The organism is Massilia sp. Root351, from assembly GCF_001425045.1.
Classification (GTDB): domain Bacteria; phylum Pseudomonadota; class Gammaproteobacteria; order Burkholderiales; family Burkholderiaceae_D; genus Rugamonas.
Genome location: NZ_LMDJ01000003.1, coordinates 273,661 through 294,248 on the forward strand (window position 1 = coordinate 273,661; position 20,588 = coordinate 294,248).

23 protein-coding genes are annotated in these 20,588 nt (G+C 68.4%); 11 read left to right on the forward strand and 12 right to left on the reverse strand.

Features of this window, described 5'->3' with window-relative positions:
- Positions 1–8: 8 nt before the first annotated feature.
- A complete protein-coding gene (locus ASD15_RS07570; protein ID WP_057154215.1) occupies positions 9–524 on the forward strand; it encodes a FixH family protein in 516 nt (171 codons plus the stop codon).
- A 6-nt stretch (positions 525–530) separates the two neighbouring features.
- Here the strand turns inward: ASD15_RS07570 and fnr are convergent, their stop codons facing one another.
- Genes fnr through ASD15_RS07585 form a run of 3 tightly spaced genes read right to left on the reverse strand, consistent with a single transcriptional unit; the run spans position 531 to position 2,062 of the window.
- Positions 531–1,289 carry a fumarate/nitrate reduction transcriptional regulator Fnr gene (gene fnr / locus ASD15_RS07575; protein WP_057154216.1) on the reverse strand — a complete coding sequence of 253 codons (759 nt, stop codon included), beginning with the start codon at positions 1,287–1,289 and terminating at the stop codon, positions 531–533.
- Positions 1,290–1,335: 46 nt separating this feature from the next.
- The gene (locus ASD15_RS07580) at positions 1,336–1,854 is read right to left on the reverse strand and encodes an RNA polymerase sigma factor (RefSeq protein ID WP_057154217.1); all 519 of its coding nucleotides are present in this window, start codon (positions 1,852–1,854) and stop codon (positions 1,336–1,338) included.
- The gene (locus ASD15_RS07585; RefSeq protein ID WP_057154218.1) at positions 1,841–2,062 is read right to left on the reverse strand and encodes a YgaP-like transmembrane domain; all 222 of its coding nucleotides are present in this window, start codon (positions 2,060–2,062) and stop codon (positions 1,841–1,843) included. Before ASD15_RS07585 ends, ASD15_RS07580 begins: the two co-directional genes overlap by 14 nt.
- A 110-nt stretch (positions 2,063–2,172) precedes the next feature.
- Here ASD15_RS07585 and ASD15_RS07590 point away from each other — a divergent pair, with 110 nt between their 5' ends.
- Together ASD15_RS07590 and ASD15_RS07595 are read left to right on the forward strand one after the other, a co-directional pair.
- Positions 2,173–2,616 (forward strand): MarR family winged helix-turn-helix transcriptional regulator, encoded by a 444-nt coding sequence (locus tag ASD15_RS07590; RefSeq protein ID WP_057154219.1) that lies wholly within the window; start codon positions 2,173–2,175, stop codon positions 2,614–2,616.
- A gap of 110 nt (positions 2,617–2,726) precedes the next feature.
- The gene (locus ASD15_RS07595; RefSeq protein ID WP_057154220.1) at positions 2,727–6,248 is read left to right on the forward strand and encodes a response regulator; all 3,522 of its coding nucleotides are present in this window, start codon (positions 2,727–2,729) and stop codon (positions 6,246–6,248) included.
- A gap of 28 nt (positions 6,249–6,276) precedes the next feature.
- Here ASD15_RS07595 and ASD15_RS07600 read toward each other — a convergent pair whose 3' ends face one another.
- On the reverse strand, positions 6,277–7,218 hold the full coding sequence (locus ASD15_RS07600; RefSeq protein ID WP_057154329.1) for a GlxA family transcriptional regulator: 942 nt from the start codon (positions 7,216–7,218) through the stop codon (positions 6,277–6,279).
- Between the two features lie 92 nt (positions 7,219–7,310).
- Here ASD15_RS07600 and ASD15_RS07605 point away from each other — a divergent pair, with 92 nt between their 5' ends.
- On the forward strand, positions 7,311–8,108 hold the full coding sequence (locus ASD15_RS07605; RefSeq protein ID WP_057154221.1) for an SDR family oxidoreductase: 798 nt from the start codon (positions 7,311–7,313) through the stop codon (positions 8,106–8,108).
- A gap of 9 nt (positions 8,109–8,117) precedes the next feature.
- Here the strand turns inward: ASD15_RS07605 and ASD15_RS07610 are convergent, their stop codons facing one another.
- Complete coding sequence (locus tag ASD15_RS07610; RefSeq protein WP_057154222.1) at positions 8,118–8,924, reverse strand: LytTR family DNA-binding domain-containing protein; 807 nt, start codon at positions 8,922–8,924, stop codon at positions 8,118–8,120.
- Positions 8,921–10,027: a sensor histidine kinase gene (locus tag ASD15_RS07615; protein ID WP_057154223.1), complete on the reverse strand. Its 1,107-nt coding sequence runs from the start codon at positions 10,025–10,027 to the stop codon at positions 8,921–8,923. Before ASD15_RS07615 ends, ASD15_RS07610 begins: the two co-directional genes overlap by 4 nt.
- Positions 10,028–10,176: 149 nt before the next feature.
- Between ASD15_RS07615 and ASD15_RS07620 the strand changes: the two genes are divergently transcribed.
- Together ASD15_RS07620 and ASD15_RS07625 are read left to right on the forward strand one after the other, a co-directional pair.
- Positions 10,177–12,336: a TonB-dependent siderophore receptor gene (locus ASD15_RS07620; RefSeq protein ID WP_229418104.1), complete on the forward strand. Its 2,160-nt coding sequence runs from the start codon at positions 10,177–10,179 to the stop codon at positions 12,334–12,336.
- Positions 12,337–12,406: 70 nt separating this feature from the next.
- Complete coding sequence (locus tag ASD15_RS07625; RefSeq protein ID WP_057154224.1) at positions 12,407–13,345, forward strand: LysR substrate-binding domain-containing protein; 939 nt, start codon at positions 12,407–12,409, stop codon at positions 13,343–13,345.
- Positions 13,346–13,398: 53 nt separating this feature from the next.
- Here ASD15_RS07625 and ASD15_RS07630 read toward each other — a convergent pair whose 3' ends face one another.
- Positions 13,399–13,728 (reverse strand): DUF2917 domain-containing protein, encoded by a 330-nt coding sequence (locus tag ASD15_RS07630; RefSeq protein ID WP_057154225.1) that lies wholly within the window; start codon positions 13,726–13,728, stop codon positions 13,399–13,401.
- 182 nt (positions 13,729–13,910) lie between these two features.
- Between ASD15_RS07630 and ASD15_RS07635 the strand changes: the two genes are divergently transcribed.
- Together ASD15_RS07635 and ASD15_RS33515 are read left to right on the forward strand one after the other, a co-directional pair.
- Positions 13,911–15,110 carry an MFS transporter gene (locus ASD15_RS07635; protein WP_057154226.1) on the forward strand — a complete coding sequence of 400 codons (1,200 nt, stop codon included), beginning with the start codon at positions 13,911–13,913 and terminating at the stop codon, positions 15,108–15,110.
- The gene (locus ASD15_RS33515; RefSeq protein WP_267877824.1) at positions 15,107–15,229 is read left to right on the forward strand and encodes a hypothetical protein; all 123 of its coding nucleotides are present in this window, start codon (positions 15,107–15,109) and stop codon (positions 15,227–15,229) included. Before ASD15_RS07635 ends, ASD15_RS33515 begins: the two co-directional genes overlap by 4 nt.
- Positions 15,230–15,239: 10 nt before the next feature.
- On the opposite strand, the gene ASD15_RS07640 is transcribed toward ASD15_RS33515, so the two are convergent.
- The gene (locus ASD15_RS07640; RefSeq protein ID WP_373888163.1) at positions 15,240–15,737 is read right to left on the reverse strand and encodes an arsinothricin resistance N-acetyltransferase ArsN1 family B; all 498 of its coding nucleotides are present in this window, start codon (positions 15,735–15,737) and stop codon (positions 15,240–15,242) included.
- A gap of 135 nt (positions 15,738–15,872) precedes the next feature.
- Here ASD15_RS07640 and ASD15_RS32875 point away from each other — a divergent pair, with 135 nt between their 5' ends.
- Positions 15,873–16,433 (forward strand): PEP-CTERM sorting domain-containing protein, encoded by a 561-nt coding sequence (locus ASD15_RS32875; RefSeq protein ID WP_057154227.1) that lies wholly within the window; start codon positions 15,873–15,875, stop codon positions 16,431–16,433.
- On the opposite strand, the gene arsH is transcribed toward ASD15_RS32875, so the two are convergent.
- The 4 genes from arsH to ASD15_RS07665 are packed head-to-tail and all read right to left on the reverse strand — an operon-like array spanning position 16,434 to position 18,642.
- Positions 16,434–17,147 (reverse strand): arsenical resistance protein ArsH, encoded by a 714-nt coding sequence (gene arsH, locus ASD15_RS07650; RefSeq protein ID WP_057154228.1) that lies wholly within the window; start codon positions 17,145–17,147, stop codon positions 16,434–16,436.
- Positions 17,144–17,812 (reverse strand): aquaporin, encoded by a 669-nt coding sequence (locus tag ASD15_RS07655; RefSeq protein WP_057154229.1) that lies wholly within the window; start codon positions 17,810–17,812, stop codon positions 17,144–17,146. Before ASD15_RS07655 ends, arsH begins: the two co-directional genes overlap by 4 nt.
- The gene (locus tag ASD15_RS07660; RefSeq protein ID WP_057154230.1) at positions 17,809–18,288 is read right to left on the reverse strand and encodes an arsenate reductase ArsC; all 480 of its coding nucleotides are present in this window, start codon (positions 18,286–18,288) and stop codon (positions 17,809–17,811) included. Before ASD15_RS07660 ends, ASD15_RS07655 begins: the two co-directional genes overlap by 4 nt.
- Positions 18,289–18,642 carry a helix-turn-helix transcriptional regulator gene (locus ASD15_RS07665; protein WP_057154231.1) on the reverse strand — a complete coding sequence of 118 codons (354 nt, stop codon included), beginning with the start codon at positions 18,640–18,642 and terminating at the stop codon, positions 18,289–18,291.
- A 74-nt stretch (positions 18,643–18,716) separates the two neighbouring features.
- Here ASD15_RS07665 and ASD15_RS07670 point away from each other — a divergent pair, with 74 nt between their 5' ends.
- Together ASD15_RS07670 and ASD15_RS07675 are read left to right on the forward strand one after the other, a co-directional pair.
- Positions 18,717–19,475, forward strand: a complete 759-nt coding sequence (locus ASD15_RS07670; RefSeq protein ID WP_082551654.1) for an ABC transporter substrate-binding protein — start codon at positions 18,717–18,719, stop codon at positions 19,473–19,475.
- A gap of 26 nt (positions 19,476–19,501) precedes the next feature.
- Positions 19,502–20,467, forward strand: a complete 966-nt coding sequence (locus tag ASD15_RS07675; protein WP_057154232.1) for a 2-hydroxyacid dehydrogenase — start codon at positions 19,502–19,504, stop codon at positions 20,465–20,467.
- Positions 20,468–20,588 lie beyond the last annotated feature (121 nt).

The following is a 20,588-nucleotide window of genomic DNA, read 5'->3' on the forward strand; positions in this document are numbered from 1 at the left end:
GACGCATCATGCAATCGACTACTTTTTCCGCCCCGCCCCAGCCGTGGTGGTCGCAGCGCTGGCCCTGGCTGCTGATGCTGGGACCGTTCATCGTGCTGCTGGCTGGCCTGTACACCGGCTGGCTGGCCTTCTCGCAGCCCGATTCGCTGGTGGTGGGCGACTACTACAAGCGCGGCAAGGCCATCAACCAGGACTTGCGGCGCGACCGCGCGGCCAGCGCGCTGGGGCTGTCGGCCGAGCTGCGCTACGACGTGGCGCGCGGCGTGCTGAGGGGCTCCGTCGCCGGCGTCTCCAGCGGCGCGGCAACGCAGCGCGTGCTGCTGCACCTGGCGCACGCCACGCAGCCGGAGCGGGACATCAAACTGGTACTGGCGCCCGCCGCCGACGGCAGCTTCGAAGCGGCGCTGCCGATGCTGGAGCGCAGCCGCTGGCAGGTGCTGCTGGAAAACGAACAGCGCGACTGGCGCCTGGAAGGCAGCTGGCAGTGGCCAGCGCAGCGCGAAGTGACGGTGCGGGCCGACTAGGAAAGGTCAGCCGCAGCGGTCGGTGCCGGCCGTGATGGCCTTCAGGCGCGGCAGGTCGAGCAGTTCGATTTCGCGGTTGCTGACCTTGAGCAGCGCCTCCTTCTTGAACTTCGACAGCAGGCGGCTGATGCTTTCGATGGTCAGCCCCAGGTAGTTGCCGATCTCCTCGCGCGACATGCGCAGCTGGAACTGCGTCGCCGAGTAGCCGCGCGCCTCGTAGCGCGAGGACAGGTTGACGATGAACGCGGCGAAGCGCTGCGTGGCCTGCATATTCCCCAGCAACAGCATCACGCTCTGTTCGCGCGTGATCTCCTGGCTCATCATCCGGTGGAAGTGGCGCAGCAGGGCCGGCATGTCGGCCAGCAGCTGCTGCAGGCTGGCAAACGGAATGTCGCACACTTCGCTGTCTTCCAGCGCGATGGCGTTGCAGTGGTGGCGGTCGGTGCTGATGGCGTCCATGCCGAGCAATTCGCCCGCCATCTGGAAGCCGGTGATCTGCTCGGCGCCGTCCGGGTTCACCTGGTAGGTCTTGAAGTGGCCGAGGCGGATCGCGTACAGGCTGGCGAAGGGGTCGCCGATGCGGAACAGCGTTCCGCCACGCGGCACCTTGCGGCGGCGGCCGATGATCTCGTCCAGGCGATCCATGTCGGCCGCGCCCAGTCCCATCGGCAGGCAAAGCTGGTGCATGCTGCAATTGGCGCACTTGGCGCGCAGCACGTCGACCGTCATGCCGGGAATGGTCAGGGATGGAAGCTCGATAGTCATCCGCGCAGTGTAAACGATGCACCGCCGCAAATCGCCTAATCCGCACTCAGGCGATCAGGTATTCGCGCGCCATCTGGCGCGCGCGGTGCAGACGGCTCTTGGCCGCCGGCACGCTCAAGCCCAGCTCCGCAGCGATTTCGGCGATACTCATTTCGGCGAAGTCGCGCAGCAGTATCACCTCGCGGTAGTCGGCCGGCAGCGACTCCAGGGTGTTGACCAGGTCGCGCCGCAGACCGGCCGTGTCCTGCGCGGCCAGCCATTGCTCGGCGTGTTCCTCGCCGTAGGGGTCGTAGTTCAGCGCGGCGCGGCCAAGGCGGCGGCATGCGCGCTGCACCACCTTGAACAGCCAGCCGGAAAACGCCGCCAGCATGCGCACTGCCTCCAGACGGCGCGACAGCACCAGCAGCGCCTCCTGCACGGCGTCGTCGACGTCGCTGATCAGGCAGGAACGCTGGGCGTAGCGCCGGATGTCGGGCTGGCACAGGCGCAGCAACTGGGCCAGCGCGGCCGGATCGCCGCGGTGGGCGGCGTCCAGCACCGGCAAATGATGATCAGACAGTGCCATTCTTCTTCGCTTTATCGAGACGGCGGCCCACCAAGGCGCACATGGGGCAGAAGCCGAACAGGCCGGAGGCGGCGATGCCGCCCGCCGACGCCGCCAGCAGCGCGCCCAGCGCGCCGTCCACCGCTATCAGGCTGATAGCCGCTGCCGCCAGGCCGGCCACCACGCGCAACACGCGCTCGCCATTCGGTACATTTTTCACATAGAACATTTTGCTCTCCTTTGGTAGATTGCATCAAGAGGACGTCCCTCGGCTACTAAGAGGCGGGCAAAGCGGGTTTGGATTCGCGGATTCAAAAATATTTTGGTAGGCTACACGCCATGAGCGAAAAAAATAACCATCCCAAGCCCCCGACGCTGGACCAGCACCTGTGCTTCAAGCTGTATTCGACGTCGCTGAAGATGACGCAGCACTACAAGCCACTGCTGGCCGAACTCAATCTCACTTATCCACAGTACCTGGTGATGGTGGTGCTGTGGGAGCAGGAAGGCCTGGGCATCAAGGACATCGCCCAGCGCCTGCAGCAGGACTCGGGCTCGATCACGCCCCTGGTCAAGCGGCTGGAGGCGGAAGGCTACCTGCTGCGCGGGCGCGATCCGCAGGACGAGCGCAACCGCGTGCTGACCCTGACCGACAAGGGCAAGGAGCTGCGCGCCGCCGGCCTGCGGGTGAGCCAGCAGTTCGCCCACGCCTGCGCCATCACCCACCGGGATGTGGAGCAGCTGGCCAGCGGGCTGGATAAACTGAACAGCAACCTTTCCTGAAAGGCCACGCTGGCGCGAAAGGCGACACCCCGCAGCCGCCGGACCATGCGTGTCTTGCTAAAAAACCACTTTGATAGGAGAATTCCCCAGCGTCCCTCCTCAAGGAAGACATGAAACCTCTCGGTATCAAAGTCAAGGTTGCCCTGGCTACCAGCATCACCTCGGTGGTGATGGTGGTGCTGGTAACGGTGATGCAAATGCAGCGCATGGAGGCCGATTTCACGCGCGTGCTGTTTTCGCAGCAAACCGCCCTGATCAACCGCACCGCCGAAGAGCTGGACGACAAGCTCAATATGCTGCTGGGGATTATCGCCCTGTCGGCCAAAAACCAGCCGCTGGAGATCGCCGGCGATGCGGCCGCCCTGCGCGCCTACTACGCCAACCGCGCCGTGCTGTCCCTGTTCGACGACGTGCTGGTGCTGGACCCGCAGGGACGGGTGATCTCCGACCTGCCGGTGGTCCCAGGCCGCATGGGCGTGGACGCCAGCGACCGGGCCTACTTCAAGCGCGTGATGGCCACGCGCCAGCCGCTGATCGCCGAGCCGGTGATCGGGCGCACCGGCAAGCAGCCCATCGTGCAGATGGCCGCGCCCATCCTGGACCACAAGGGCGAAGTGCGGGCCGTGCTGATCGGCGTGCTGCGCCTGTACAAGGACAATGTGCTGGGCCACCTGCGTACCGCCAAGGTCGGCCGCACCGGCTACTATTTCGCCGTCACGCGCGCCGAGGTGCCGCTGTACGTGCTGTACCCGGACCTGAACCGGCTGATGAAGCCGCGCCCGGCCAATGCCAATCCGGCCACCACGCGCGCCCTCAACGAAGGCTTCGAGGGCACGGTCATCAGCACCAACAGCGTCGGCTTGCGCGCGCTGAACAGCTTCAAGACCCTCAAGTCGGTGGACTGGGTGCTGGCCGCCTCGCTGCCGGTGGAGGAGGCGTTCGAGCCTTTCGAGGGCATGCTGGCGCGGCTGGCGGTGTGGAGCTGCCTGGCTTCGCTGGCGGCCGCCGCGCTGATCGGCTGGCTCACCATGCGGCTGATGTCGCCGCTGGCGCAGCTGCGCGGGGCCATCGAGCGCATGCGCGGCAACGCAGCCGACTACACGCCGATAACGGTCAGGCAGGAGGACGAAATCGGCGCGCTGGCGACCGCCTTCAATTCACTGATGCAGGAGCGCCTGGCCGCCGACAGGCGCCTGAACGACCTGATCGAACTGGCGCCGAACGCCTTCGTAGTGGTGGACGCGGACGGCCGCATCGAAACCTTCAACCGCCAGGCCGAGCGCTACTTCGGCTACCAGCGGGAGGAAGTGCTGGGACAGCCGGTCGAGACGCTGCTGCCGTCGGTCCAGCGTGCGGCCCATGTCCGGCTGCGGCAGGGCTTCTCCGCCACGCGGCTGACGCCGGAGCCGGTGCGCATGGGCGAGGGCCGGCAGCTGTTCGGCCAGCGCAAGGACGGCAGCGGCTTCCCGGTGGAGGTCAACCTGAGCGCGATCCAGACCGGCGAGGGCGCCAAGGTGCTGGCCATGATCGCCGACATCACCGAGCGCCACCGCCTGCAGCTCGAAGTGGAGGCGCGCGCGGCGGAACTGGAGCAGGCGCGCGACCGCGCCGAGGCGGCCAACCGCGCCAAGAGCGACTTCGTGGCCAATATGAGCCATGAAATCCGCACGCCGATGAACGCGGTGCTGGGCATGGCCTACCTGCTTGGCAATACGCCGCTGACGGCGCAGCAGCGCAAATTCCTTTCCATGGTGCAGTCCTCCGGCCAGACCCTGCTGGCCATCCTGAACGACGTACTGGATTTCTCCAAGATCGAAGCGCGCCGCATGGAAGTGGCGCCGACCGATTTCGACCTGGACGAGGTGATGAGCACGCTGGCCACCACCATGACCATGAACGCCGGCGACAAGGAACTGGAGCTGGCCATCGCCGTGGAGCCGGACGTGCCGCGCCTGCTGCACGGCGACGCGCTGCGGCTGCAGCAGGTGCTGGTCAACCTGGCCGGCAACGCCGTCAAGTTCACGCAGCAGGGCGAGGTGGTGGTGCGGGTCAGCGTGGAGCAGGCCGCGGGCAACCATGGCGGGCACGCGGCGGACCATCGCACAGTGCTGCGCTTCGACGTCAGCGACACCGGCATCGGCATCAGCGAAGCGCAGCTGGGGCAACTGTTCGGCGCCTTCTCGCAAGGGGACGAAAGCATCACGCGGCGCTTCGGCGGCACCGGCCTGGGGCTGGCCATCACCCGGCGCCTGATAGAACTCATGGGCGGCAAGATCTCCGTGCACAGCCAGGAGGGCCAGGGCAGCCGCTTCTGGTTCAGCCTGCCGTTTACCGTGCTGCCGCCTGCGGCCAAGCGCCAGCCCGCACTGGGCGCGCTGCGCCTGCTGGTGGCGGACGACAGCAGCACCACGCGCGACCTGGTGGGCAAGCTGATACGCGCCTGGGGCTGGGCGGCGGACGAGGTGGCGTCCGGCGCTGAAGCGATTGCGCGCTTCCGCGCACAGCAGCAGGCCGGCAAGCCTTACGACGTGGTGCTGGCCGACTGGCACATGCCCGGCATGGACGGCGTGGCCGTCGCCAAGGCCATACGGCAGGCTGCCGGGCCGCACGCGCAGCCCATCGTGGTCATGGTCAACGCCTTCGCGCGCGGCCAGCTGGAGGAGATCTCGGGCGCGCCGGAGGCCGACGTGGTGCTGGTAAAACCCATCACCAGTTCCAGCCTGTTCGACGCACTGCACCAGGCGCTGGTGGCCAAGAGCGGCGAGGAGAACAATGCGCAGGCGGAAGGCATCGCCGGCCGCCTGCAGGGCCGGCATTTCCTGCTGGTGGAGGACAATCTGCTGAACCAGGCGGTGGCGCGCGGCATACTGGAACTGGCCGGCGCCACGCTGGACGTGGTGGGCGACGGCCAGCAGGCGGTGGACATCATGCGCGAGCACGCCGGCCGCTACGACATCGTGCTGATGGACATGCAGATGCCGGTGCTGGATGGCTTCAGCGCCACCGCCATGCTGCGCCGCGAGTTCAAACTGACCTTGCCGGTCATTGCGATGACGGCCGGCGTGCTGGCCTCGGAACGCGACCGTTGCGTGGAGGCGGGCATCACGGACTTCATTCCAAAGCCGGTGGTGGTGGAGGAAATGATGGCGGTGATACAGCGCCACCTGCCGGGCCAGCGCGCCGGCGACGCGCCGCCTGCGCCCGCGCCGGCGCTGACAGCCCCCGCCGCCGCGCCGGCCTCGGCGATGGCGTCCAGCGCTGCCCCGGCGGCGGCCGAACCCCTGTTCAGCATGGACAGCCTGGTGCGGGTCATGGGCAAGGACCCGAAAGGCCGCCAGGTCATGTTCAAGATGGTGCGCGGCGCGCTGGAAGGAGGCATGCAGCCGATGGACGACGCCGACCGCGCCTGGCGCGAGGGCCGCGCCGCCGAGGCCGCCCAAGTCCTGCACGGACTGCGCGGCGCCATCGGCGTGCTGGGCGCCAAGCGCCTGATCCGCGTCACGCTGGAGGCGGAAAGCGCCATTTCCCAGCAGCGCAGCGGCGAACTGCCCGCGCGCCTGGCCGAAGTGCGCGGCGTGCTGGAAGCCACCCTGCAGGAAGCCGCCGACTGGCTGGAGCGCACCGACCGCTAGGCGCAGCAGGACGGCCCGGCCGGCTCCCTCATGCCTGCCCGCGCGCCGCGCGCTTGATGGCCTGCGGCGGCTGGCCATATGCGCGCAGGAAAGCGCGCCGCATGCGCTCCGGGTCCGCGAATCCCGTCTCACGCGCCACCACGTCGATGGACAGCGTGCCCGCTTCGATCAGCGCACGCGCCGCCTCCACCCGCAGCACCTCCACCGCGCGCGCCGGCGACTGGCCGGTCTCGATGCGGAAGGTGCGGCTGAACTGGCGCCTGCTCAGGTTTGCCGCATCGGCCAGTTCATCCACCGACAGCGGCTTGCGCAGATTGCTCTTGGCATAAGTGAGCGCCACCTGGATGCGGTCCGACTTCGGTTCCAGCTCCAGCAGCGCCGAGAACTGCGACTGCCCGCCACTGCGGCGGTGGTACACCACCATCTTGCGCGCCACCGCCTTCGCCAGCTCCACGCCATGGTCCGCTTCCACCATCGCCAGGCACAGGTCGATGCAGGCCGTCATGCCGGCCGAGGTCCACACGCGGCCGTCGTGCGTGAAGATGCGGTCCTCCTCCACCTTCACCTTGGGATACATATGCTGCAGCACGCGCGCCTGGCACCAGTGCGTGGTGGCGCGGCGCCCGTCCAGCAGGCCCGCTTCGGCGAGCAGGAAGGCGCCGGTGCAGATGCTCGCCGTGCGGCGCGACAGCGCGCTGGCAGAGCGCAGGAAATCGATGAAGCCGGGCGTCGACACCACCAGTTCCATCGCGCCGCCCACCAGCACCGTATCGTAGCTATGGCTGCCGAACGGCTCCGTCATCACCGGCACGCCGGACGAGCTGGGCACCACGCCGCCGTGCTCGGACAACAGCTCCATCCTGTAGCAGCTTTCCCCCTTCAGTTCATTGGCCACCTCGAACACGGTGGTAACGACCAGGTCCAGCACCTGGAAGCGGGGGAAGAGCAGCAGTCCTATCTTGCGTGTCATGTTCATGTCCCAAAACGAGGTATATATGGCATACGGGACTCAATCTAGGCGCCTACACTGCACTTGTCAACTTAAACCCAAGGACAGCAACCATGAACACCAACGCACATCCCGGCATTGCCCTCATCACCGGCGCCTCCACCGGCATCGGCGCGCGCTACGCCCAGCGCCTGGCCGAACGCGGCTACGACCTGGTATTGGTGGCGCGCAACCGCGAACGCCTGCAGGCCGTCGCCGCCAGCGTGGCCGCCGCCACCGGCCGCAACGTGGAGATCCTGCCCGCCGACCTGACGCAGGAGGACGGCCTGGCACAGGTGCAGCAGCGGCTGGCGAACGACGCCGGCATCACCATGCTGGTAAACAACGCCGGCCTGGGCGCCACCGCGCCGCTGGTCGAGTCGAAGCAGGAAGATCTGGACCGCATGATCTTCCTGAACGTGCACGCGCTGACCCGCCTCACGCGCGCCGTGGCGCCGGGCTTCGCCGCGCGCGGACATGGCAGCATCATCAACATTGCCTCCATCGTGGCGGTGGCGCCGGAAGTCCTGAACGGCACCTACGGCGGCACCAAGGCCTATGTGCTGGCCTTCACGCAATCGCTGCAGCACGAACTGGGCGCCAAGGGCGTGCGCGTGCAGGCCGTGCTGCCGGGCGCCACCGGCACCGAGTTCTGGGACCACGCGGGCGTGCCGGTGGCGCACCTGCCGGGCGAAATCGTGATGAACGTGAACGATCTGGTGGACGCGGCGCTGGCCGGCCTGGACCTGGGCGAAGTGGTGACGATACCGTCGCTGCCGGACCGTGCCGACTGGGACAAGTTCGAGGCCGCGCGTCTGGCCATGGGCCCCAACCTCTCGCGCAGCAGGCCTGCCGCGCGCTACACGGCCTGACCGCAGGCCCTACGCGCCCAGCCGCGCCTTGACCGATGCCAGGTGGCGCTCGCTGACGGGGACAGTATCCCCGCAGCGCAGCACCGCCTGGCAGATGCCGTCGCCGTTCGATTCCAGCCTGGCGATCTGCGCCACCGGCACGATGGCGCTGCGGTGCACGCGCGCATAGCGCGCCGGGTCCAGGTGCTGCTCCAGGCGGCCCAGGGTCACCCGGTGCAGCACACGGCGCCCGGCCATGTGCAGTTCGACATAATTTCCCGCCGCCTCCATCCACAGCACGTCCTCCAGCTGCACGAACTCGATGCGGCCGACCGAACGCACACTGAGCTGCCGCCAGTATTGCGGCGAATCCTGCGGCGAATCTTGCACCGAATCCTGCGCGTACACCCTCAGGGCGGCGCCATAGTTGGCGCGCTGGCGCTGCGCCAGCATGGCCTGCGCGCGCTCCACCGCCTGCGCGAAGCGCTGGTCGTCGAAGGGCTTGAGCAGGTAATCCAGCGCATGCACGTCGAAGGCCTCCACTGCGTAGCTGTTGTAGGCGGTGACAAACACGATCAACGGCGGTTCCTGCCGCTGTGCCAACTCGCGCGCCAGTACCAGCCCGGATTCGTTCGGCATCTGGACGTCGAGGAACAGCACGTCGATACCGTTTCCCTCGAGCGCGGCGCGCGCGGCTGCGGCGTTGCTGCATTCGCCGGCCACCAGCCAATGCGGATGCTCGGCCAGCGCATAGCGCAGGTTGACCCGGCCGGGCTCCTCGTCGTCCACGATCAGCGCCCGAATCTGGTCCCGGCTTTGCCCATGCCCGCCAATCATGCCGCCAGCTCCATCGGCATGCGCACCTCGGCCACGAAGCGGCCGCCGTCCCGCCGCGTATGCAGCGACGCGGCGGCGCCGGCCGCCATCTGCAAACGCGCCTGCGTGCTGCGCAATCCCAGGCCCAGGCCGGGATTGGGCGGCGCCGCCTGCGCCAGCGGATTGCTGATGCGGATCACCAGCAGGCCTGCCTCGCACACCAGCTCCAGGCGGATATCGCTGGCGCCGTCATGGCAATCGAGATCGTGGCGCAGCGCGTTCTCCACCAGCGGCTGCAGCAGCAACGGCGGACAGTCCGCCGCCAGCACCGGCCCATCGCCGCCTTCGATGCTGACGCGCAAGCGTTCGCCATAGCGCAGGCGCTGCAGGTCGAGATAGTCGCGCACGAACTGCAATTCCTCGGCCACGCTGACCCGGTCGCGCGAACTGGCGGCCAGCGCGTAGCGCAGCAGGTCGCTCAGGCGGCTGATGCCGGTCAGCGCCACGCGCTTGTCGTCCGAACGCACCAGCGCGCTGATGGCGTTCAGGGCGTTGAAGATGAAGTGCGGCTCCAGCTGGCTGCGCAGCGCCAGCAAGCGCTGCTGCTCCAGTTCCAGCCGCAGCGACAGGTTGTCGGTCTGCGCCTGGCGCCAGGCCTGCTCGCGCTCGCGCGCACGCTGCCAGGTGCACACCGCCACCACGGCGATGAAGGTGAAACTGGTCCATGCCAGTTCCATGAACAGGTCGAAATTGTGCAGGCGCTGCACGGCGGCCCACACATGGGCCGGCGACAGGACCGCTCCGCCGCGCACCGCATACACCGCACCCACGTAGGCCAGTTCCAGCGGCAGGAACAGCAGCACCACCAGCCCATACACGGCGGCGATGCGGCGCGCGTGCCCCAGCAGGGCGCCCCGGCGCGAGAACAGCAGATACATGGCGCTGCTGAACACCATCATCAGCAGATGGGTACTGAACCAGTTCCACAGCGGCACCGCGTAGGAACGCGTCATGCCCTCGCGCAGGCCGTCGCTGTAGCTGCCTAGGGCGCCGAGAGCGCACAGCATGGTCCACAAGGCGGCGTTGATCGCCAGCACACGGGCGGCATGGAGGTAAGAATTCATGCCGGGAAGTATACCCGCAGCGATGGACCGGAACATCGGCGAAGCCCAGGAATTCGTCCCGCGCCCGGGCCGCTTCGTCACATGGCCGAGGCGCGCCGGCAGAGGCGTCATTACACTCGCAGCCTCGACCAACCTCGCAGACGCCTTGCATGAACACATTCCGCCGCCTTCAACTCAGCGCCCTGGCCGGCGCGCTCCACGCCGGCGCCAGCTGCGCGGCCGATACCGCGCCTGCGGAGATGGCAAGGGTGGAAGTCAGCGGGCCGGGTGCGGAGAACCAGCGCCGCAACGACACGGCGGGCAAGCTCGTGGTGGGCAGGGACGAGCTGCTGCAGTACGGCGACAGCGCCCTGTCCGGCGTGCTGAAACGCCTGCCCGGCCTGTCCGTCGCCGGCAGCGAAGTGCGCATGCGCGGACTGGGCGCGGGCTACACGCAAATCCTCATCAACGGCGATCCGGCACCGCCGGGCTTCGCCGTCGATACGCTGGCGCCGGAGCTGATCGAGCGCGTCGAGATCATGCGCACCACGGCGGCGGAATTCAGCGCGCAGGCGGTGGCGGGCAGCATCAATATCGTGCTCAGGAAAGGCGCCAGCCGCGCCCGGCGCGAGCTGAAGCTGCAAGCCGAGCATGACCAGCGCTGGAACCCCGCCGCCACCATGCAGCTGTCCGGCAGCGATGGCGCCTACGCGTACTCGGTGGCCGGCACGCTGTCGCGCACCGGCTACGACAACGGCGCCAGCATCAGAGAAACGCTGGCAGGCGCACCGGCCCCGGATGGCGAACCAGGCTTGGCCACCACGCAGCGCCGGTTCGACGAACGCTACCTCGGCAGCGTCGCCAAGGCCAGCCTGGCGCCGCGCCTGAACTGGACGCTGGATGGCGGCGACACGGTGTCCTGGCAAAGCCTGTTGGACCTGGCGCGCATCGACAACCACGGCGGCGCGCGTGAAACCACGCTGCAAGGCGCCGCCACGCGCTCGCCCGTCAGCACCTACCGCTCCCGCATCCGCAACGACGCGCTGCGCAGCGACGCCAGCTGGACGCACAGCACGGGCGGGGATGGCAAGCTCACCGTCAAGGCTGGCGTCAACGTCAACCAGCGCGACATCGACTACCTCTTCCAGGGCGCGGACGCGAACAGTGTGCCCTGGCTGGTGCGCAAGGTGACCTCCAGCGCCAGCGACAACAGCGCCGGCAGCAGCGGCAAATACCTGATGCCCCTGTGGCCCGGCCATAGCTTCGGCGCCGGCTGGGACGGCAGCTTCACGCGCCGCCGCGAAGCGCGCCTGCAACAGGACTGCACGCCGCAAGGCGCGCCGCTGTACACGCTGGACCAGGACTACACGGCGGACGTGAAGCGCATGGCGCTGTATGCGCAGGATGAATGGGACGTGACGCCGCGCCTGCAGGCCTACCTCGGGCTGCGCTGGGAAGGGCTGGACACCGGCACCGTGGGCCGCGCCATGGACAAGGTGCGCAGCCGCTCCAGCGTGTGGAGCCCGGTGCTGCAGATGCTGTGGCGGCTCCCCGAGCGCGAGCGCGACCAGCTGCGCTTCGCCCTGTCGCGCACCTACAAGGCGCCGCTGACGCGCAACCTGGTGCCGCGCCGCTACACCATCAACAACGGCAACGGCCCCACCAACCCGGACGTGGAAGGCAATCCGAAGCTGCAGCCGGAACTGGCCTGGGGCGTGGACATGGGCTACGAAAGCTATTTCGGCAAGGGCGGCGTGGCCAGCCTGTCCGCCTACGCGCGCCGCATCAGCGACGTGACGGTGCAGCGCTTGTTCCAGGACGGCGCCACCTGGGTCGGCACCCTCGCCAACGACGGCCGCGCCGCATCGCAAGGCATCGAATTCGACGCCAAGTTCCCGCTGGCCGCGCTATACGCCGGCGCGCCCGGCATCGACCTGCGCGTCAACGCCAGCCGCAACTGGTCGCGCCTGGACAGCGTGCCGGGGCCGCACAACCGCCTGGCCGAACAGACGCCGCTGACAGCCAATCTCGGCCTCGACTACAGGGTCACGCCAGCATGGAGCGGCGGCTTCAACTTCAACGTCCAGGGCGGCGGCCCGGCCCGTATCACGCAGGCGCTCAGCAGCGACACCGCAACGGCGCGCACCCTGGACCTGTACGCGCTATGGAAGCCCGGCAAGACCAGCCAACTGCGCCTGTCCGTGGCCAACGCGCTGCACCGGGACCGCCGCAGCGCCCAGTACTACGCCGACGCCTTCGGCAGCACCGGACGCAGCACCACCGCCCCCACCACTGCCGGCATCCGCCTGCAGTACGAAACGCCGCTATAGCGCGCACCCGGCTGCCCACACGCGGATGATCCATGCGCTAGAATCATGTATTCACCTTGCCGGAGCCGCCATGCAGAACCGCCTCGTTTCCCTGCCGCCGCTGGACGCGCTGCGCGGCTTTGTCGCGGCGGCGCGGCGCATGAGCATTACCGCTGCGGCGGACGATTTATGCCTGACGCAATCGGCCGTCAGCCGCCAGATCCAGGCGCTGGAAGAACGCCTCGGCACGCCGCTGTTCACGCGCAGCAACCGCAGCATCGCGCTGACGGCGGCGGGCGAACAGCTGTTCCAGCTGGCGTCGCCGTGGATGGACCGCCTGGCGGATCTGGCCGAGTCGCTGCGGCAGGACCAGCGCGTGCGGCCGGTGACGGTCTCGGCCAGCATGGGCGTGGCGTCGCTGTGGCTGCTGCCCCGGCTGGGCGGGTTCCAGAGCGCGCATCCGCACATCGACGTGCGCGTGGCCACCAGCAACCGCGTGCTGGACCTGGAACGCGACGGCATCGACCTCGCCATCCGTTACAGCCCCGCCTCGCACGCGACGCAGGGCGGCCAGCTGCTGTTCGACGAGGTGGTGGCGCCGGTGGCCAGTCCGGTGGTGGCTGCCAGAGCGTTCCGCAAGCCGGAAGCGCTGCTGCAGCATGTGCTGCTGGACCTGGACGACAAGGTCGGGCCGTGGCTGCACTGGGAATACTGGCTGCAGGAGCAAGGGCTGGAGCGGCGCAAGCCGAAAGGACGGCTGCACTTCAACCACTACGACCAGTTGATCCACGCGGCGCTGGGTGGACACGGGGTGGCGGTGGGGCGGCTGCCGCTGCTGCTGCCGATGCTCAAGGACGGCCGCCTGGCCGCGCGCATGGACCAGTGCCTGCAAGTTGACGACTACCGCTATTGGCTGATGGAGGCGCCCGGCGCCCAGCGCGCGGAAGTGGCCGCCTTCCGCGACTGGCTGGTGCAACAGGCCGCGCTGACGGCGCAGGAGCTGGCGCAGGCCTACGGCGCCATGGCCTGACCCACCAGACACGCAGTTGCCAACCGCATAGCGCTCAGCCGTTGCCTCTCGCGTCAGGCCACTCTCCAGCCACTGCTCCAGACGCCTTGAAGCCATGCCCGCACGCCGTCGCGCGCTGGGCTGGCTGCCGTCGCGCCGCTGCGGTTCACGCTGATGCGGGCCAGCGCGCCGCTCACGTCGAACGACACCAGTTCGTGACGCCCCACGCTGGACAGGTACTGGCGATGCGTGGCCGGCAACTCGATGCTCTGGCCCGGCGTCAGCACACGGTCATTGCTGTCGCGCTCGCTCGTAATCCAGAGCGTGCCGGCCAGACAGTGGATGCGCACTGGCAGGCCGGGGGCCATGGTGGCGCCTTCCTTCGGGTGCAAGGTGATTTGCATGGCTTTCTCCCTGGTTTGGCTATGCCTGCATTGTTGCCTTGCGACGACCTGGCGGCAACCGTTATCGCGGCATGCCATCCATGCGTGCGGCGCATGGGTCGCATGCCGATTTACCGTTGGCGCGCACGCCACCGTCCTGGCTATGCTGGCAGCACACTTGCAGAAAACCGGGGAGAAACGCGATGAAATTCCTGAAGACGCCGTTGGCGGCGGTGCTGTGCGGCGGCATCATCATGGGCCTGGCGCTGGGCGTGCGCCACGTGCAAGGCTTGTTCATGCTGCCCATGACCTCGGCGCGCGGCTGGGGCAGGGAAGAGTTCGCGCTCGCCATCGCCCTGCAGAACCTGGTCTGGGGCATCGCACAGCCCTTCACCGGCATGATCGCCGACCGCTACGGATCGCGCCGCGTGCTGGCCGGCGCCAGCCTGCTGTACGCGCTCGGCCTGTACCTGATGGCGCACGCGGCCAGCAGCATGCAGCTGGCGCTCACCGGCGGCCTGCTGATCGGCATGGCCTTGTCCGGCACCGCCTTCGGCACCGTGTACGGCGCGCTGAGCCGCATCGTGCCGCCGGCGCGGCGCAGCTGGGCGCTGGGCCTGGCGGGCGCGGTGGGCGGCGTGGGCCAGTTCGCCATGGTGCCCGCCGCGCAAGGGCTGATCGCCGGCGCCGGCTGGATGGCCGCCCTGGCCGTGCTGGCCTTCGTGCTGGCGCTGGCCGCGCCGCTGGCCTTCCCCATGGACGACAGCGCCGCCGCCAGCGCGCCGCAGCGGCCCGGCCAGTCCATGCGGCGCGCCATCGCCGAGGCCCTGGCGCACCGGGGGTTCTGGCTGCTGAACCTGGGCTTTTTCGCCTGCGGCTTCCAGCTCGCCTTCATCGCCGGGCACTTTCCCGCTTACCTGCTCGATAAGGGCTTTTCGGCCAGCACCGGTGTGATGGCGCTGGCCATCGTGGCGCTGGCCAACGTGGCGGGCACCTATTTGTGCGGCAAGCTGGGTAACGTCTACCGGCGCAAGCACCTGCTGGCCTGGCTGTACTGCGCGCGCTCGGCCGCCATGCTGCTGTTTGTCGCCGCGCCCATCAGCACGGCCAGCATCTACCTGTTCTCGTTCGCGATGGGACTGACGTGGCTGGGTACGGTGCCGCTGACCAACGGGCTGGTGTCGCAGCTGTTCGGCGTGAAATACATCTCGACGCTGTTCGGCCTGGTGTTCGTGGGCCACCAGCTGGGCGGTTTCCTCGGCGTGTGGCTGGGCGGCGCGGTGTTCGACGCCACCCGATCCTACGACCTGGTGTGGGCCGCGTCGGTCGGCATCGGCCTGGTGGCAGCGCTGCTGCACTGGCCCATCGACGACCGCGCCGTGGCCGGGCTGGAGCCGGCATGAAACCGCTGCACAGCCTGCTGCTGTGGGGCGCGCTGGCCGCCGTGTGCGGCTGGGCCTGGCTGGCGATACTGCGGCCTGACAATCTGCTGTCCTTCGCCAGCCTGGCCGCGCTGTGCTGAACGGACCAGACTAGGCCAGTTTCAGCTCCCAGTAGCCGACGTCGATCCAGCGGCCGAACTTCATGCCGACCTCGGCGAAGTGCGCCACTTTCCTGAAGCCCATGGATTCGTGCAGCGCCACGCTGGCCTCATTCGGCTGGGCGATGCCTCCGATCACCATGTGCAGGCCGCGCGCGCGCAGCTGGTCGAGCAGTTCGCGGTACAGGCGCGTGCCCACGCCCTTGCGCGGATGCTCTGGCGACACGTAGACGCTGCTTTCCACCGAAAAGCGGTAGGCGCTGCGCACCCGCCACGGCGTGGCGTAGGCATAACCCACGACGGCGCCATCGTGCTCGCACACCAGCCACGGCAGCATGGCGCCCACGGTCTCGATGCGGCCGGCCATCTCCTCGGCCGGCACCGGCTGCTCTTCGAAGGAAATGGTGGTGGTGGCGATGTAGTGGTTGTAGATGGCGGCGATGGCGGCCGCGTCGGCGGCACGGGCGGGGCGGATGGTTGGCATGGGCATGGGTGTCGGAAAACTTTACAGTCGCAAAATATTTATATATGAAAATACACGAATTTCCGCTAAGTGATTGATATTTCTATAGTGGAACAGTTATTGCTTAACATCATGCCACATCCATTTATTTACCGAGTCACGATGAACCTGATTTCCAAACTGGCCCTGGCCGCCGCCATTACCCTGTCCTGCGCCACCGCCCAGGCCACCCCGATCACCTACACCTTCAACGGCCCGGCCTTCACCAACGTCGGCGGCGCGTTCACCACCGCCGACCGCATCACCGGCTATGTAAGCTTCGATTCCAGCCTGCTCAGCGCCCAGGGCACCGGCAACATTTCCACGTCGCACGGCCAGATCCACCCCGGCATCAAATGGATGTTCCAGGATGGCCACAATACCTTCGACAACGTGCGCACCACCAGCCGCTTCACCATCGCCATGAGTTTTGCCAACTTCCTGCCGACCGCCTGGAATATCGATACCACCTACGGCGTCACCCCGGGTGCGGATATCTTCATCCTGAACAACAGCAGCTACATCAGCTACTACAACAACGCCAGCGCCTCCAGCGCCAGCAGGTTCACCGCCGCCAGCATCACCCGCAACGGCGCCGTGCCCGAACCTGGCAGCCTGGCGCTGGCCGGCATCGGCCTGCTGGGCCTGCTGGCCGCGCGCCGCCGCAAGGCCGGCCAGGCCTGATCAAATCTTCTGAATCTGGCGGTCGATGGCCTTGACCGCCCGTTCATTGCGCTCGCTGTAGCGGTCCGTCAGATAGCCGGTGCGGCCGCGCAGCAGCAGGGTCATCTTGAACAATTCCTCCATCACGTCCACCACCCGCTCGTAATAAGCCGATGGGCGCATGCGGCCTTCCTCGTCGAACTCCTTGTACGCCATCGGCACCGAGGACTGGTTGGGGATGGTGAACATGCGCATCCAGCGTCCCAGCAAGCGCAACGTGTTGACCACATTGAAGGATTGCGAGCCGCCGCACACCTGCATCACCGCCAGCGTGCGTCCCTGGCTGGGGCGCAGCGCGCCCTGTTCCAGCGGTATCCAGTCGATCTGGTTCTTCATCACGGCCGTGACGGCGCCGTGGCGCTCCGGGCTGCACCACACCTGGCCCTCGGACCACAAGCTCAGCTCGCGCAGTTCCACCACCTTGGGATGGGTCTCGGGCACGCTGCCCGCCATCGGCAATTCCATCGGATCGAAAATCTTCACCTCGGCGCCGAACTGCTCCAGGATGCGGGCCGCCTCGTACACCAGGAAGCGGCTGAAGGAACGCTCGCGCAGCGAGCCGTACAGCATGAGGATGCGCGGCGGATGGTCCAGCTCGCCCACCGGCGCCAGCTTGGCGAGGGTGGGCATGTCCAGCAGCTCGGGTTTGATGTTGGGCAGCTTGGGGATGCTCATGACAACTCCTTTTTCTCCGCGTACAGCCAGCGGAACAAGATGGTGGCGGCGGCCGCGCCCAGCAGCTGCGCGGCGATGAAGCCGGGCGCGTCCACGGGACGGATGCCGGCGAAAGTGTCCGTCACGCTGCGCGCCAGCGTGACGGCGGGATTGGCGAACGAGGTGGACGCGGTGAACCAGTAGGCGGCGGTGATGTAGGCCGCCACCGCGAACGGCGTGGCGCCGGGCCGGCTGCGGGTGCAGCCGATGATCACGCCCAGCAGGCCGAAGGTGGCCACGCATTCACTCCACCACTGCGCCGCGCCGGTGCGCGCGTGGACCGACGCGGTGAACGCCTCCAGGCCGAACATGGCGTGCGCGGCGGCCACGCCGGCCAGGGCGCCGGCGGTCTGCGCCGCCAGGTAGGGCAGCACTTCGCGCGGCGCATGCAGGCCCTGCCAGGCGGCCGACAGCGTCACCACGGGATTGAAATGGGCGCCGGACACGGGGCCGAACATCAGGATCAGCGCCACCAGCCCGGCGCCGGTGGCCAGCGCATTGGCCAGCAGGGCGATGGCGACATTGCCGCCGGCCAGGCGCTCGGCCATGATGCCCGAGCCGACCACCAGCGCCAGCAGCAGCGCCGTGCCCAGGCCTTCGGCCACGATGCGCTTGGCAAGGGTCATGGCAGCAGGGCGCCGATCTTGTCCAGCTCCGCCTTCAGGCGGGCCGGATTGTTTTTCAGCTGCTCCAGCGGCAGCGCGAAGAAGGCTTCGATGCGCGCACGCAGCACGCGGTAGGCGTGCAGGAAGGCCGCGTCGATTTCCTCTTCGGTGCCGGTCGCATGGGCCGGATCTTCCACGCCCCAGTGCGCGCGCAGCACCGGGCCGAGGTAGGCCGGGCATTCCTCGCCCGCCGCGCTGCCGCACACGGTGATGACGATGTCCGGCGTGACCGGCAGCTGGTCCCACGATTTGCTGTGGCAGCCCTCGGTGGCGATGCCTTCGCGGGCCAGCAGCGCCAGCGAGCGCGGGTGGACATAGCCGGCCGGTTTGCTGCCGGCGCTCACGGCATGCCAGCCGGCCGGCGCCAGGTGGTTGAAAGTGGCTTCGCCGAGGATGGAACGGCAGGAGTTGCCGGTACACAGTACTAAAACGTTCATTTAGGCTTCCTTGGTGGTGGTGGCCGGATCGCAGCAGGCCGGGGTGCCGGCGGCGCCCGGCGCGCATGGCACGCCGCCGCAGCAGTTTTCGGTGAGGAAGGCCAGCAGGCCGTTCATGGTGTCGAAGCCGGCGCTGTAGATGATGAAGCGGCCGTCCTGGCGCGCCACGATCAGCCCGGCATGGGCCAGCTCCTTCAAGTGGAAGGACAGCGAAGACGGCGCCATATCCAGCTGCTCGGCGATCCTGCTGGCCGCCAGGCCGTGCGGACCGGCCTGCACCAGCAGCCGGAACGCCGCCAGGCGCGATTCCTGCGCCAGTGCCGACAGCGCCGCCAGAACTTGTTTGGTGTCCATGCTTGCTCCAATTCGATATTTCAACGATTATCGAAATATACTACAACACGGTGGAAATGTGTGAAACTAGCCGCATGAACAGACGACTTGTCATTGCCGCCGCCATCTTGGGCCTCGCGCCCCATGCCTGGGCCGACGCCCCCGCCAAAACCGCCGCCAGCCCTGCCGCCGCCCGCATGCGGCTCGTCACCACGCATTTGCCGCCGCTGGTGCTCGAGCACGGGGGCGCCCGGCCAGGTGCACTGACGGAGCTGGTGGCGGAATTGTGCAAGCGCATGCAGCTGGCGCCGCAGACCCAGTTCGTGCCATGGCGGCGCGCCACCTTCCTGGCCACCACCATGCCGGCCACGGCCATCTACCCGCTGACGCGGCTGCCCGAGCGCGAAGCCCAGTACCGCTGGCTGGCCCCGCTGTACGACGAACACTACGTGTTCCTGGCGCTGCGCAAGGGACCGTTCGACGTGCGCAGTGGGCAGCAAATGAAGACGCGCCGCATTGCCATGCTGCGCGGGGCGGGACAGGCGGCCATGCTGCGCGAGCTCGGCTACAGCAACCTGGTGGAAGCTGCCTCCATAGACGAAGTGCACCGCTTCCTGCTGACCGGCATCGCCGACGCCGCCTTTGGCGAGCGCAACATCATCCGCACATCGCTGCGCAACCGGGGCGAAGAGGCCGATTTCGAACTGAGTGCGCCGCTGCGCAGCACCACCGCCTGGCTGGCCGGCTCGCTCGATTTCAGCCCGGACGAAGTCCAGCAGTTCCAGCGCGCCATGGCCGCCATGGCCGCCGACGGCAGCAGCCGCCGCATCCTGGCCAGATACGGCCTGGATTGAAACCGCCCCCCCCTATTCAAAGCCCCATGAAACCAGACATCCTCGTATTCGCCCCCAGCCCGTCGGCTTCCGTCATGCAGCAGCTCGATGCGCATTTCCAGTGCCACCACCTGTGGTCGATTCCCGCCGCCGAACAGGAGGCCTACGTGGACAGCGTGGCCGCCCGGGTGCGCGGCATCGTCACCACCGGGCCGCTGGGCGTGGACGCGGCGCTGGCCGCGCGCCTGCCGCGGCTGGAGATCGTCAGCCTGAACAGCGTGGGCTACGACAAGATCGACCTCGACGCGCTGCGCGCGCGCGGCGTCCCGGTGACCAACACGCCTGGCGTGCTGACCGACGACGTGGCCGACCTTGCCGTGCTGCTGCTGTTGTCCGCCGCGCGCCGCCTGCCCGCCATGGACCGCTACGTGCGGGACGGCGACTGGAGCGCGCGCAAGCCGCTGGCGCCGTCGCGCAGCGTGCGCGGCAAGGTGGCCGGCATCTTCGGCTTCGGCCGCATCGGCCAGGCCATCGCCGGCCGGCTCGCTGCGCTGGGCATGCAGATCCACTACTACCAGCCACGCCCGGTGGGCGGCGCGGCGGTGCAGGGCGTTCCCGTGCCGCGCGCCGACTCGCTGCTGGCGCTGGCGCATGAGAGCGACTACCTGGTGCTGAGCGCCCCGGCCAACGCGGCCACCCGCCACGCGGTGAACGCCGCCGTGCTGGCAGCGCTCGGCCCGGAGGGGACGCTGGTAAACATCGCCCGTGGCGCGCTGGTGGACGAAGCCGCGCTGATCGCCGCCTTGCAGGCGCGCACGCTGGGCGCGGCGGCGCTGGACGTGTTCGCGCACGAGCCGGAGGTGCCGCCGGCGCTGCGCGCGCTGGACAACGTGGTGCTCACGCCCCATATCGGCAGCCTGACGGTGGAGACGCGCCACGCCATGGGCCAGCTGGCGGTGGACAACCTGCTGGCTCACTTCGCCGGCCAGCCGCTGCTGACGCCGCTGCCCTAGCGCGGACACTGTCCGGAAGCGCACACCGCAGCGTCCGCTTCCGGACGCCGGGCCGCCAGGCGGCGCAACGGCGCGCCCAGCGGCGCGCCGCCCCGGCGTGGCACAGATGTTGCACCTACCA

Excerpts from the sequence above, each read along its gene's own strand:
- ASD15_RS07570 (WP_057154215.1), top strand. The coding sequence starts at position 9 with ATGCAATCGACTACTTTTTCCGCCCCGCCCCAGCCGTGGTGGTCGCAG.
- fnr (WP_057154216.1), bottom strand. The coding sequence starts at position 1,289 with ATGACTATCGAGCTTCCATCCCTGACCATTCCCGGCATGACGGTCGAC.
- ASD15_RS07580 (WP_057154217.1), bottom strand. The coding sequence starts at position 1,854 with ATGGCACTGTCTGATCATCATTTGCCGGTGCTGGACGCCGCCCACCGC.
- ASD15_RS07585 (WP_057154218.1), bottom strand. The coding sequence starts at position 2,062 with ATGTTCTATGTGAAAAATGTACCGAATGGCGAGCGCGTGTTGCGCGTG.
- ASD15_RS07590 (WP_057154219.1), top strand. The coding sequence starts at position 2,173 with ATGAGCGAAAAAAATAACCATCCCAAGCCCCCGACGCTGGACCAGCAC.
- ASD15_RS07595 (WP_057154220.1), top strand. The coding sequence starts at position 2,727 with ATGAAACCTCTCGGTATCAAAGTCAAGGTTGCCCTGGCTACCAGCATC.
- ASD15_RS07600 (WP_057154329.1), bottom strand. The coding sequence starts at position 7,218 with ATGACACGCAAGATAGGACTGCTGCTCTTCCCCCGCTTCCAGGTGCTG.
- ASD15_RS07605 (WP_057154221.1), top strand. The coding sequence starts at position 7,311 with ATGAACACCAACGCACATCCCGGCATTGCCCTCATCACCGGCGCCTCC.
- ASD15_RS07610 (WP_057154222.1), bottom strand. The coding sequence starts at position 8,924 with ATGATTGGCGGGCATGGGCAAAGCCGGGACCAGATTCGGGCGCTGATC.
- ASD15_RS07615 (WP_057154223.1), bottom strand. The coding sequence starts at position 10,027 with ATGAATTCTTACCTCCATGCCGCCCGTGTGCTGGCGATCAACGCCGCC.
- ASD15_RS07620 (WP_229418104.1), top strand. The coding sequence starts at position 10,177 with ATGAACACATTCCGCCGCCTTCAACTCAGCGCCCTGGCCGGCGCGCTC.
- ASD15_RS07625 (WP_057154224.1), top strand. The coding sequence starts at position 12,407 with ATGCAGAACCGCCTCGTTTCCCTGCCGCCGCTGGACGCGCTGCGCGGC.
- ASD15_RS07630 (WP_057154225.1), bottom strand. The coding sequence starts at position 13,728 with ATGCAAATCACCTTGCACCCGAAGGAAGGCGCCACCATGGCCCCCGGC.
- ASD15_RS07635 (WP_057154226.1), top strand. The coding sequence starts at position 13,911 with ATGAAATTCCTGAAGACGCCGTTGGCGGCGGTGCTGTGCGGCGGCATC.
- ASD15_RS33515 (WP_267877824.1), top strand. The coding sequence starts at position 15,107 with ATGAAACCGCTGCACAGCCTGCTGCTGTGGGGCGCGCTGGCCGCCGTG.
- ASD15_RS07640 (WP_373888163.1), bottom strand. The coding sequence starts at position 15,737 with ATGCCCATGCCAACCATCCGCCCCGCCCGTGCCGCCGACGCGGCCGCC.
- ASD15_RS32875 (WP_057154227.1), top strand. The coding sequence starts at position 15,873 with ATGAACCTGATTTCCAAACTGGCCCTGGCCGCCGCCATTACCCTGTCC.
- arsH (WP_057154228.1), bottom strand. The coding sequence starts at position 17,147 with ATGAGCATCCCCAAGCTGCCCAACATCAAACCCGAGCTGCTGGACATG.
- ASD15_RS07655 (WP_057154229.1), bottom strand. The coding sequence starts at position 17,812 with ATGACCCTTGCCAAGCGCATCGTGGCCGAAGGCCTGGGCACGGCGCTG.
- ASD15_RS07660 (WP_057154230.1), bottom strand. The coding sequence starts at position 18,288 with ATGAACGTTTTAGTACTGTGTACCGGCAACTCCTGCCGTTCCATCCTC.
- ASD15_RS07665 (WP_057154231.1), bottom strand. The coding sequence starts at position 18,642 with ATGGACACCAAACAAGTTCTGGCGGCGCTGTCGGCACTGGCGCAGGAA.
- ASD15_RS07670 (WP_082551654.1), top strand. The coding sequence starts at position 18,717 with ATGAACAGACGACTTGTCATTGCCGCCGCCATCTTGGGCCTCGCGCCC.
- ASD15_RS07675 (WP_057154232.1), top strand. The coding sequence starts at position 19,502 with ATGAAACCAGACATCCTCGTATTCGCCCCCAGCCCGTCGGCTTCCGTC.